Origin of the sequence: Arachnia propionica, from assembly GCF_003932785.1 — a bacterium.
Taxonomy (GTDB): Bacteria; Actinomycetota; Actinomycetes; order Propionibacteriales; family Propionibacteriaceae; genus Arachnia; species Arachnia propionica_B.
The window spans coordinates 63415-75578 of sequence record NZ_RQYT01000015.1 but is presented as its reverse complement, the minus strand read 5'-3'; the positions used below and the strand labels follow the sequence as shown (position 1 = coordinate 75578).

The following is a 12164-nucleotide window of genomic DNA, read 5'->3' as shown; positions in this document are numbered from 1 at the left end:
CGGCGTTCCTCAGCTCCTTCGGCCATGGGACGGTCTCGGTTCTTCCTCGGCCCGGCGGGCTCGGGGATCCCGCTTGGGCGTGCCGTGACCACCAGAGGCCTCGACCCTGCCTCGACGCAACGACTTCAGGGAGAACAGTGCAGAGATTCGAGCGTACCAAGGGCGGGTGGCGAGGAGCGAGCGTCTGAGGGAGTCCGACTCCTGCCATGACTCGTCGCGGTGCCCCTGCGTGGGTTCCTCCGCCCCGAAGACCTGGGAGTCGACCCTGCCGGCCAGCGGTTCGATCCCGAGGTCCGGGTAGGCGCGTTGCAGCTGGTCGGCGGTTTCCCGTCGGGTGAGGTTCCGTGGCGCGACGAAACCGAGGTCACGGGCCCGGTCCACCACCTCGCCCCAGGCACCGGCGATCTGGTCCGCCGTCGTCCCACTGTTCCGTCGACGCAGCCGCCGACGCAGTTTCACCAGGGCGATGACGAGCAGGGGGGACAGCAGCACGAGCAGGCTGCCCGTCGCGATCCCGACGGCGAGCAGCAGCGGACCGAGATCCGCAGGCTCCTCCTCGGGTTCCTTGATCTGGACGGCCTCCTCCTCGGTCTGGACCTGCTCGTCCTCGTACCGCTCCGGGGGAAGCGGGGGCGAGTCCACCCGCGGCTTGGGGCGGGGCTTGGGCACCTTGTCGTCCGGGGTGGGTACCTGGTCCCGCGGCGGGGTGGGGTCGAAACTCACCCACCCGACCCCGTCGAGGTTGGCCTCCACCCACACGTGGGCATCCGCGCCACGCACCTGCCAGACCTCGCCCGGGGCGACCGCCTGCTCGGGGTAGAACCCGAGGACCACCCGCACCGGGATGCCGAGCTGGGAGGCCATGAGCGCCATCGCGGCGGCGTACTGCTCGTCGTCCCCGACGAGCTGCTCCGAGTTGAACATGAACGCGAGACGTTCCGCAGTGTGCCCGGCGCGGGAGTCGTTGTTGCGACCATCGGAGAAGCGGCCATCGGTGCGGAGACGTTCCTCGATGACCCGGAGCTGGTCGTACGGGCTGGTCACCGACGCGGTCCACTGGCGCGCGTTCTCGCTCAGCACCTCGGGCACCAACTGGTACTCGGAGGGCTTCACCGGCCCGACGCCGCGGCCGCTGAGGCCCGCGCGGGCCTCGGCGGGGAGCGGGGCAAGGTTGGTGCCGGTGACCGCGACGGAGGTTCCGGGCGCGAACCGGGCGACGGTGAGCAGCTGATCGGTCTCGGGGTTGAGGTGGAGGGACCGGGCGGCGGCCTCCCCGCCGTCTCCGGTGAACTCGACGCGGGCGGGCTCACCGAAGCTCGGGACCCAGATGCCCTCGTAACCCACCGCCGTGATCCGGGAGGTGTCGACGGGATCCTGCGGCTGCTGCGGCATCTCCCGTCCCACCCGCAGATACTTCCGGCTGTCCTGGGAGACGTTGAACACCACCCCGTCCCAGGCATCCATCACCGCCAGCCGGAGCCTGCCTCCTTGGGGCGGCGATTCCACCTGGAACAGGACGTCCTCCTCCTGGTTCACCTCGAGGTAGCGGAACCGGGTCAGCGGGCTCGGATGATCGGTGAGGTCCAGCGGCGGCGCCACGTGGTCCCGCAGCACCTGCCGCCCCGGGTCCGGGGTCGCCACCGTCGTCCCCAGCGCCGCGAGGGAGGCGAGAAGGATCACGGCGCTCGCCGTCGCCGCCTTCCCCGCGGTGCCGGAGAGTCCGTGGGCGCGACGCGCCAGGAAGCGGGCGTTGACGTCGCGGCTTCGGTGCAGCCTGTGGGTGGTGCTCCACACCAGCAACCCCGCCCCGAGGGCCGTCCCCAGCCACCAGGCGGCCGGTGCGTTGTGCACACCGAAGGCGACCCCTGCGCCGAGCCAGGCGATCGGGATGAGCAGTGGCGCGACGACGGCACGGGTGCGGAGCACCACCCCGACGAAGGCCGTCGCGAGGACGAGTCCGAGCAGGAACGGTGCCGCCGCCGGGCCGGGGATGTCCGCAGCGGGCGTCGTCACGGTGAGCAGCTCCGACCAGCTCTCCCAAGTGAGCACGACCAGACGGCGCACCGTCTCGAGGGTGGGCAGGAAGCCCACACTGACCGTCTCCGGGGCCGCGATCGATCCCCCGACCATGAGGTAGGCGAGAGCCACCGCCCCCATCCACAGGGCGGGTCCGAACCGCAACCACACCCCGAGCAGCGCGACGAGGGCCCCGAGGGTCACCCCCACCAGCCCCGGCACGTAGCCGACCCAGCCCCCGAACGTCGGCTGGAAGGCCACGACGCCCGGCAGCATGAGCAGCCAGGCACCGAGGCCACGGGACCATGATCGCGCCATCACTGGAGGCTCCTCAGTGCGGGACGGAGCTGCTCCAGGTCGGCGATGTCGATGACACTCATGGGTCCGGTGCGGGTTCGGCTCATCTGCGCGGCCCGGTTGCAGCGCAACGCGAAGGAGACCACGCCCGGCGGGACGACCCGCTGGACGCCGCGCAGCTCGCCGGGAGAGGCGGCCCCGGAGATGAGGGCGACCACCGACAGGCCGGGGGTCCCGGTGTGCCGGGAGGCGACCTGCCGCAGGGTGGGCGCGTTCTCGACGCACTCGACTCCCGAGAGCCGGTCCAGCATGCCGATGGCGTCGGGGAACCGGAGTTCCTCGTGCGAGGTGACGAACGTGACCTGGCGCTCCTCGTGCAGCGCCGAGGTGCCGAGCGATCCGGCCACCGACACCGCCAGCTCGAAGTCCTCAGGATCCGGGTAGTCCTCCGCCCGGGTTGACAGAAGGATGAGGAGATGGGCCCGGAGGGTCTCCTCGAACTGCCGCACCATGAGGCGCCCCGTACGCGCCGTGGTGCGCCAGTGCACCGAGCGTCGGTCGTCCCCGGGGACGTACTCGCGCAGCGCGTGGAAGGACACGTCCGACGAGGACAGGTTCGACGTGGTGATCCCCTCGACGTCCCTCAGGAACCCGACAGCCCCGGAACCGGCCCGGATGATGCGGGGATGGACGAACAGTTCGTGGACGCCGGAGAGTTCCTTGACCCGGTTGAGCGTCATGAGGGGATCGCCCTGGACCGAGCTGACCGGACCGATCCGGATGACGCCCCGCCGCTCCGTCGGGATGCTGAACCGCTCCTCGTGTCGGGTGCCGGGGAGGAGTTCCGGGACCCGGAACGAGACGTCCTCGTCGTCGACGAGGAACTGGAGTGTGGAGGCTGCGGACCGACGACGCCCCGTCGCCGTCACGACGACCTGGCCGTTCACGGTCTCCCCCGCCTGGACGCGGGGCCGGTCAAGCTCGAAGGAGACCTGGTGTTCGCGTCGCCCCAGGATGCTCGCCACCGCCAACAGCAGGACGACGGCAGCCAGGATCCACAGGGCCCGGAACTCGTGCCAGCCGAACCGCCACGCCGGGATGGCCCCGAGGACCAGCAACGCGACCATGAGCCACCCGAGGGGGGTCACCGTCCCGAGGACCGGGTGATCGCGGAGACGCGTCCGCCAGCCCTGCCCCGTCTCGGGCAGGACCGACTGTTCACTGCGTCGACGCAACACCGGTCAGACGACCGTCCGGTTCGTCGGCGCCTCGACCCGGGACAGGGCCCGGGCCACCACGTCCTCGGCCTTCACCCCCGCGAACTCGGCCTCGGGGGACATGATGATGCGGTGGGTCCACACGGGCGTCGCGAGTTCCTTGACGTCGTCGGGGATCACGTAGTTGCGGCCGTGGGCGGCGGCCCAGACCCGAGCGGCGCGCACCATGCCGATGGCGCCTCGGGTCGAGACCCCCATCGCGGTGTCCGCGTCCTCCCGGGTGGCCTCCACCAGACGCTGCACGTAGTAGAGGACCGACGGGTTGACGTAGTTGTCCCGCACCGAGTCGATCATCTCCGCGATCGCCTGCTGCGCCACGACGGGCTTGAGCTGCTTGGAACGGTCCGGTCGGGCCGATCCCGCGAGCACCGCGACGGAGTCCTCCGTGTCGGGGTAACCCACCGCCGTCTTCATCAGGAACCGGTCGAGCTGGGCCTCCGGGAGCCGGTAGGTGCCCGCCTGCTCGACGGGGTTCTGGGTGGCGATGACCATGAACGGACGTTCGGTCGGGTACCGCTGACCGTCGACGGTGACCTGGGCCTCCTCCATCACCTCGAGCAGGGCGGACTGGGTCTTCGGGGAGGCACGGTTGATCTCGTCCGCCAGCACGATGGAGGAGAAGATCGGCCCGTGGTGGAAGGTCCACCTCGCCGTCGCCTGGTCGTACATGGTCACGCCGGTGATGTCGGAGGGCAGCAGGTCCGGGGTGAACTGGATCCGGTTGTGGCTGCCGTGGACGGATGCGGCGATGGCCCTGGCCAACGCGGTCTTGCCCGTGCCCGGGGCGTCCTCCAGCAGGAGGTGTCCCTCCGACAGCATGCAGGTCAACGCCAACCTCACCACCGGGGCCTTGCCCAACAGGGCCTGCCCGATGTTGTCGGTCAGGCGGGCGAAGGTGTCCGCGAAGAAGGCCGCCTGTTCCGGCGTGAGTACTGCGTTCATTCTTGTCCTTGTTTCGATCATTCGTAGCTGCAGCTGCTGGTGATGTCGACGGGCTCGGAGGGGATGTTGCGGCCGTGGAGCACCCACTTCCTGACGTCCCTGGTGAGGTCGCCGGAACTGTCGACGTCGAACTCCTCCTCGCCGCTGATGCCCAGAACGTTCTTGAGTTCACACTCGACCTCGGATCCCGGGTTCCAGTCCCGCAGCTCGATCCGGGCGGCGTGGCACGGCCCCGAGGCCCCGTCGGGGCAGCCCACCTCGGAGCCAACCCCCAACGACGCCCGCGGCGCGGACCAGGTCCCGGCGCACCGCTCACCGGACCACTCGCCCCACAGCCCGTGCTCGTTGCGCGCCCGGGCCCGAATGCACACGGTCTGGCCACGGCCGCTGCCGGCCTCCATCGAACCGGACAGCCCACTGGCCTCAATCACCCGGCTGTTGCCGTCCTCCCGGATCTCCAGTTCGACCACGGAGACGGAGGCCCCGTTGCTGGAGGCCACCATCTCCCAGCCGAGCCGTACCTTCGAGGGGTCGTCGGAGTTCTGCGCGGCGGTGACGACGGGCACCGTCGGCGGCCCGGACACCTCGACGGTGGCCGTCACGGCCTCGCCGGAGATCCGCTGCCCGTGCACGGAGGACACCGCACGCAGGCTGACCGTGATGGGCCTGTCATAGACGAAGGCGTCGCTGGTGATGGTCTCGCCGGGCGAGACCCTGCCCCGGACGTCGCCGACGCTCCACTCGTAGCTGAGCTCACCCGCGTCGGCCCCGTTGCCCTCGGCCGGGCGGAAGTTGAACACCGCGGAGTGCCCCTGGTTGGTGGCGGTGAGGGAGAAGTCCTGCGGCCGGCCCGGGGGCTGCAGCGGCCGGATGCTGTTCGACGGCGGGGACCACTCCGACCAGGTGTTGGTCTTGTTCGTGGCGCGGACCTCGAAGGAACGGTCGCGGTTGCTGACGTCCATCGCCACGGTGCACTGCGTCCCCGAGACATCGGCGCAGACGACCCCGCCGCCGGAGATCCTGACCTCGTAGCGGAAGGCGGAGTCACCGTTCGGATCGGACGGCGGGGACCAGGTGACCGTCGCCGTCGGCCGCACCCCTGCGACGGGTGTGTGCAGGGAGGCGGTGGGCGCGCCCTGCCCGCTCGGGGGACCCGCGGGGATCTGGGGGGCGGAGTACTCGCCCGTCGGCGGGTTCACCCGGGAGTCGTCATCCGTGAGCTTGTTGTGGGCCGTCACGGCGAAGGAGTACGCCGTGCCGTTGGCGAGGTGGTCCCACCTCAGGCTGGTGTCGCGCGTGTCGATCCGCGTGCGTCCCAGCGTGTCCGCGGGGGTGACGGTCACCGTGTAGCGGGTCACGGGGGAACCGCCGTCGGCCGTGGCGACCGGGCTCCAGGTCAGGGCCATGGAACGGTCACCGAAGGTCGCCGTCGGCCTGCCCGGGCGATCCGGGACCACGTCCACCCAGATCTGGTTGCTCGGCGCCGAGGGAGCGCTCCGCTCGATGTCGGGTTCCGTCACCTCCGCCACGACGGTGAACGTGTAGGACTTGCCGTTGCGGAGGGTGTCGATGTCGCAGGTGGTCTGGAGCCCGCAGAACTTCTCCCCATCGGCCCAGATCACGGTGAAGCCCCTGGGCGTACCGCCACGCCATCCCCCGTGGGTCCAGGTGACCCGAGCGGTCTTCGACTTGAGTACCTCGGCCGTCACGTTGGCGGGAGAGCGCGGCTGCCCCTTCACGTGGAGGGTGATCGTCCCGGTGCGTTCCCGCGAGGCGTCGCCCGTGGCGTCACCGACACGGAACGAGACCACGACCTCGCCCGGCACCTCGCTGCCCGCCCCCGGATCCGTCGGGGTGACCTCGATGACGGTGCCCTGCACCTTGACCGAGGCGGAGCCCTGGGAGACGCTCGGCGCACCGACGATGCTGATCTCGCCCCCAACGTCGGCGAACGGGTTGGTCACATAGTTCGCGATGTCGAAGGAGACCGGGGTGCCGAATCGAGCGTTGCGTTCGGTGATGTCGCTGACCTGCATGAGCGGACGGGTGGTGCGGACAACCTTGACCGGCACGACCATCGTGAGGGGATCCGTGGTGCCGTCGTGCACCTCCACCGTGACTGAGGCACCCGCCCCCACCGGCATGCCCGCCGTCGCCCCGAGCCGGAGCTCCTGCCCGGAGACCTCCGTGGTCAGCCCCTCCGTCGCCGTGACGAGCCGGAAGGACAGCCGCTCGTCGTCACCCGGATCGGGATCCTCGGCCATCGCACCCAGATCGGCGGTGATGGCCGGATCGCCCGGGGCCACCGTCAACTCACTCGGCCTGAGCACCGGCGGGTTGAGTCCCGAGGGCAGCACGGTGATCGGCACGCTGAGATTCGCGCGGAAGGCGCGCGGATCGTCGAGGGTCTCGCCGTCGGTCACCTCGAAGGAGACCGAGGTGGGCCCGCTGAACGACGTCGCGGGGGTGAAGTGGATGGTGTGCTCGTCGATGACCTCGAGCCCGCCATTCGGCGAGGACGCGTCACCGCCCGGTCCCGCCTTCACCGACTCCGCGCCCGTGAGCTTCGCCCTCACCCCCGGCCGGGTCACCACATAGGTGTCGAGGTCGATGACGAGCAGTTCACCACCCTTGACCCGGGCCGGGATGACCTCCTGGTTGACCTGGGGTCGGACCCGCTGACGACCGGGAACCACCACCGCGGCCTGGGCCGTCAGTCCGTCCTTGTCCGTCACCGTGTACAGCACCACCTGGCGATCGTCCGTGACGGGGATGCGCACGACGCCGCCCTTGACCGAGGCGGGCTCGCCCGCGGTCACCTTGAGGTCGCTGACGGAGCCGTCCGGATCCGAGTCATTGGCGAGCACCTCGACCTCGACAACCTCCTTCTCGTTGATCCCCGCCTCCGCGACGTGATCGTCACGGGCGATGGGCGCGACGGGCAGGACGTTGGGGTCGACGTGGACCATGATGAGTCCCTCGGCCTGAAGGCCGCCGCCGTCCCTGATGGCGTAGATGAGCCGGTAGTGCCCGGGTTCCTCCGGAGTGGTCACGAGGATGCGCTGCCCCACGATCTCGACCTGCGGGGTCCAGGCGCTGTCGGCGGCACGCACCGAGCCGGGGACGAGCCGGATCTGGTCGCCGTCGGGGTCCACGTCGTTGGAGGTGGCCGGGATCTCCAGCACCGTGGCGGGACGCGCCGAGACGGAGTCCGGCACCGGCACCGGGGCCTGGTTCGTCGTCGGGGCGGGAGCCACCCCGACCCGGATCGTGCCCTCACCCTCGGCACCGAACTGGTCGGCCACCCGGTAGGTGAACGTGTCGGTGCCCGCCACCGTCTCCGACGACGAGTACAGCAGGGAGTTGCCGTGGACGGTCACGGACCCGTACTGGGGTGGCTGCTGCCCGAGCCCGACGAGCTGGACGAAGTCACCGTCCGGGTCGATCCCCTCCAGCGGGATCGGGATGCGGATGGTCTTGCCCGTGAAGGTCCGCGCCACGACAGGCACGGGTACCGGCTGCTGGTTCGCCTCGTCGTAGTTGTTGATGGTGATGGTCACGGCGCTCGTGGCGACCCTGTTCTCGGCGTCGCGGATGGTGTAGAGCGCCTCCGCGGTGCCCGCCTGGCCGGAGGCGAGGAACCTCACCTCCTGGCCGGAGATGAAGAAGGTGCCGAGCGCCGGGTCGGAACGGATGTCGAGTTCCGGCTGGAGCGTGATGTCCAGCTCCGCCGGGGAGTAGTCGTTGCTCAGCACCGGGACGGTCACGATGTCCCCGGCCCGCACGACGGCCTGGTCCGGCTTGGCCACGGGGGGTTGGGCGTCCGTCTGGGACTCCCGGGGCACGACGAGCACCTTGGCGGTGGCGGAGCCGTGACCGTTGCTCACCGTGTACTCGAAGGTCTGCGGCTCCTCGAGCCCGGCGGGGGCGGTGATCCGCAGCGTGGCGTGCTGGATGATCTCGACGTTGAGACCGACCGCGGAACCCATCGAGATGCCCTGGATGACCAGGACCCCTCCCGTGGGGTCACGGTCGTTGCCGAGGGCCTCCACCACGACGGAACCGTTCACCGGCAGCAGGGCGAGGTCGTTCTCGGCGAACGGGGTCTTGTCGTTCGTCGCCGGATCCGTGACGTCGATGCGGATTCGCCCCTTGGCGGTGTGGGTTCCGTCACTGATGCCGTAGACGAAGGTGTAGTTGCCCGCCTGCGTGGCGGTGAACCTCATCTGTCCGTTCTGGTAGTCCGTCTTGAGCTCGGTGTTGTCCGGGGCGGGCTCGACCTCGACCACCGACAGCCGATCCGCGTCCGGGTCGGTGTCGTTGAGGAGGGGTTCGAGGGTGATCGGCTCGTTGACGGAGGCGACGAAGTGATCGCTGTTGGCCACCGGCGGCGAGTTGCTGGCCCCCGCCACGACGTAGACGTCGAGGACCCCGGATGCAGCCTCCACACCGTCACTCACGGACAGGTTGACGGCGCGACGCCCGGGACCGTCGGTGCCGAGGTCCTTGACCGCCACGTAGCCGTCGGGACGCCAGGACACCTCGAGGGCCTGATCGGATGCGGCGCTGGCGAGGAAGAACGGGTCGCCGTCCGGATCCATCCAGTCCCCGAGCGCCGAGTACTCCAGTGATGCCCGCTCCGCGACGGTCAGCTGGCTCGTCCGCACCTTGACCGGCGGCGAGTTCTCGCCGGGTGCTCGGATCTGCACGGTGACGGTGGCGACGTTCGACGCGCTCACGCCGTCGAAGGCGCGGTAGGTGAAGGTGAACTCCCCCGTGGCGCTGGAGGGCACCTGGACGCGGATCTGCCTCCCCTCGTCCGCGGGCGCCACGTGGAAGCCCTCCGGGGCGCTGTCGATGACGACGGTCAGCGCATCCCCGTCGATGTCGGTGTCGTTGAGCAGGACGGGCAGGCTCGTCGACGTCCCGGGTCGGGCGCCCATCACGTCGTCGACCGCCTCCGGCGGGTGCTGCTCGTTGGTGAACTCCCGGATCGTGGTCCGCCCGTCGATGACGTCCTCCGGGGTGGAGTCCTTGTTGTCCTTCAACTGGGTCTGGATGAGCTCCCAGTTGTTGACCACGGCCATGTCCTTCATCGGCAGGAGCACGGTGCCATTCGTGGTGTCATTGATGACGACGACCTTGCGGTTGGTCCGGAACACCGGATTCGCGGCCACCTCGATCTCGGAATACTGCGACTTGACGAAGTCGGCCCCCTCGCAGTCGCGCAGGTAGTACCCGGTCGCCGCCCACAGGGCGTGGGCGCACCCGTCGACCTGAACGGGGCGGGCCGGGGTGCCCACGGGCACCTCCACCATGTTGATCCGTCCGTTTCCCGCCTCCACCTGGAGCATGGCCGTCGGTGAGGACAGCAGGACCTTGCCGGTGTCGGGAGCTGGTTGCTGGAGCACCGCCTCCGCGAAGTCGTCGCTGCGGATCTGCTTGCCCCGGAACCGCAGGAGCCCGGCGTCGAGCACCACCGGGTCGGGGCCGAGGGCGCTGAGCTGGGCATCCTCGCCCAACCCCTCGGGGAAGGCCGTCCCCCGCTCCGAGGCCTCGTGGCCCTCCTCCGTCGCCGTGACCGTGTAGTGCGCGCCGCTCCTCGTCACGACGTGCCCGACCCCGTCGACCCCGACGACGACCCGTGGCGCGTCGAGATCCTTCAGCAGGGGCACGGCCGTGGCGGAGAAGGTTCCCGCCCCGATGGTGTCGGTGGCCCACACCCGTCCCGCGCCGGGGTCGGCGAAGAGAACGAGGTCGCCGTTGTGCGCCAGGTGGAGGCCGCGGGTGTCGGCCTCGCTGCGGGTCGAAACGGAGGCGACGTCGACCGGCTGCACGACGTCAGGGGTGGTCACGAGGACGTGGCTGGCCGCCTGGGAGACGTCGAACTTCTCCTTCGACGACAGGAATCCGCCGTCGAGGGTCTGGGCCTCGTAGTTGACGTGGCCCACCATGAGGAGGTTCTCGTTGGTGACCCAGATGCCGCCGTCGTTGAGTTCCACCTCGGATGCGGGAAGGCCAGGATGGGCGAAGGCCAGGACGCCGAGGGCCGTCGCAAGGACACCCACGGCAGCGGTCTCGATCCGCGCGCGGTTCAACAATGCCATGACCGTGGCCTCGCTTCTTCCCCTCGTGTTGCTCCCGGAACACCCTCCGACATTCGCCCTTTCGGCCGGATGTCAATTAACCATGGGGAGAATCCTGCCAAGAATGCCCCCTCATTTTCCAGCTGGGCCGACCATGAGTCGCCATTCCTAGTCAAGCACGCCGTCGGCGCGAAACAAACAGTGCCTCCCGTTCCCGTACGATCCGCTTGTGGTCGCCTCCTTGAATCGCCGAATCCTGGCCCTGGCCGTTCCGGCGTTCGCCGCCCTCACGGCCCAGCCGCTGTTCCTCATGGCTGACACCGCGATCGTGGGCCATCTGGGCACGGAGCCCCTCGCCGGTCTCGGCGTGGGGAGCGCTGTGGTGGGGACGATGGTGGGTCTGTTCATCTTCCTGGCCTACGCCTCGACGGCGACGGTGGCCCGGCTGACCGGGGCCGGGCGGGCCCGGGAGGCGGCGGAGGCCGGGGCACAGGCCCTGTGGCTGGCCCTGTTCCTGGGAGTGCTCGTGGGCGGGGTGGCGTGGTGGCTGGCGCCACAGCTGGCCGGCCTGCTGGGCGCGACGGGCGCGGTGCGTGAGCAGGCGGTCGCCTACCTGAGGTGGTCGCTGCCCGGGACCCCGGGGATGCTCGTGATGCTGGCCGCGACAGGGACCCTCCGGGGACAGGCCGACGCCCGGACCCCGATGCTGCTGTCGTTGGCCGCCGCGGCATTGAACCTCGTGGGCGACGTGGTGCTGGTGCTCGGCCTGGGGTTCGGCATCGCAGGCTCCGGGGCGGCGACGGCGATCGCCGAGACCCTCCTCGGTGCGGTGGCGGCCTGGCTGGTGCTGCGTGGTTCCCGGGAGCTGGGGGCACACCGCCGCCCCGAGTTCTCGGGGATGCGGCGCAGCCTGGGGGTCGGCATCCCGCTGCTGGTGCGCACGCTCTCCCTACGACTGGCGCTGCTGCTCACGACCTGGGCCGCGGCCCGGCAGGGGGCGACGGCGCTGGCCGCCCACCAGGTCGCCTTCACCATCTGGGGATTCCTGCAGAACGTTCTCGATGCACTGGCGATCGCCGGTCAAACCCTCATCGGCCAGGCGCTGGGGGCCGGGCGTGCCCGGGAGGCGCGCTCCGTCTCCCGGCACATGATCCGGTGGTCCCTGGGGTTCGGGCTGCTCCTGGGCGGCGTCGTCGCGGTGGTGCGCCGCCCGTTCGCCGCCCTGTTCACCCCACAGGTCGAGGTGCGTCACGCCGTGGCGGTGGTGCTGGTGGTGATGGGGGCCGCGCTGGTGATCTCCTCGTGGGTGACCCTCTTCGACGGGGTGCTCATCGGGGCCGGGGACGGCCCCTACCTGGCCCGCGCGATGACCCTCACCCTCGTCGTCTACGCCCCCCTCGTCCTCGTGGTGGACCGGTTCGCGCCGACGGGGGTGACCGGCCTGGCCTGGCTGTGGGCGAGCTTCACCGTCGGGTTCATGGGGGTCCGGGCGCTCACGCTGTGGTGGCGGGAACGCTCCGATGCCTGGCTGTGGACCGGGTGAGGT

Annotated in this window: 5 protein-coding genes; 1 reads left to right on the top strand and 4 read right to left on the bottom strand. The window is 70.3% G+C overall.

What is annotated here, in order from left to right:
• Window positions 1-9: 9 nt before the first annotated feature.
• Genes EII35_RS08050 through EII35_RS08035 form a run of 4 tightly spaced genes read right to left on the bottom strand, consistent with a single transcriptional unit; the run spans window position 10 to window position 10639 of the window.
• On the bottom strand, window positions 10-2334 hold the full coding sequence (locus tag EII35_RS08050) for a transglutaminase TgpA family protein (RefSeq protein WP_125227946.1): 2325 nt from the start codon (window positions 2332-2334) through the stop codon (window positions 10-12).
• A complete protein-coding gene (locus tag EII35_RS08045; protein WP_125227945.1) occupies window positions 2334-3548 on the bottom strand; it encodes a DUF58 domain-containing protein in 1215 nt (404 codons plus the stop codon). Before EII35_RS08045 ends, EII35_RS08050 begins: the two co-directional genes overlap by 1 nt.
• A gap of 6 nt (window positions 3549-3554) precedes the next feature.
• Window positions 3555-4532, bottom strand: coding sequence for an AAA family ATPase (locus tag EII35_RS08040; protein WP_125227944.1), 978 nt, complete (start codon window positions 4530-4532; stop codon window positions 3555-3557).
• Window positions 4533-4549: 17 nt separating this feature from the next.
• Window positions 4550-10639 carry an Ig-like domain-containing protein gene (locus tag EII35_RS08035; protein ID WP_125227943.1) on the bottom strand — a complete coding sequence of 2030 codons (6090 nt, stop codon included), beginning with the start codon at window positions 10637-10639 and terminating at the stop codon, window positions 4550-4552.
• A gap of 220 nt (window positions 10640-10859) precedes the next feature.
• Here EII35_RS08035 and EII35_RS08030 point away from each other — a divergent pair, with 220 nt between their 5' ends.
• Entirely contained in the window at window positions 10860-12161 is a 1302-nt protein-coding gene (locus EII35_RS08030) for an MATE family efflux transporter (protein ID WP_221739710.1), read from the top strand.
• Window positions 12162-12164 lie beyond the last annotated feature (3 nt).

Coding starts and splice junctions, on each gene's coding strand:
- EII35_RS08050 (WP_125227946.1), bottom strand. CDS start 2,334: ATGGCGCGATCATGGTCCCGTGGCCTCGGTGCCTGGCTGCTCATGCTG.
- EII35_RS08040 (WP_125227944.1), bottom strand. CDS start 4,532: ATGAACGCAGTACTCACGCCGGAACAGGCGGCCTTCTTCGCGGACACC.
- EII35_RS08035 (WP_125227943.1), bottom strand. CDS start 10,639: ATGGCATTGTTGAACCGCGCGCGGATCGAGACCGCTGCCGTGGGTGTC.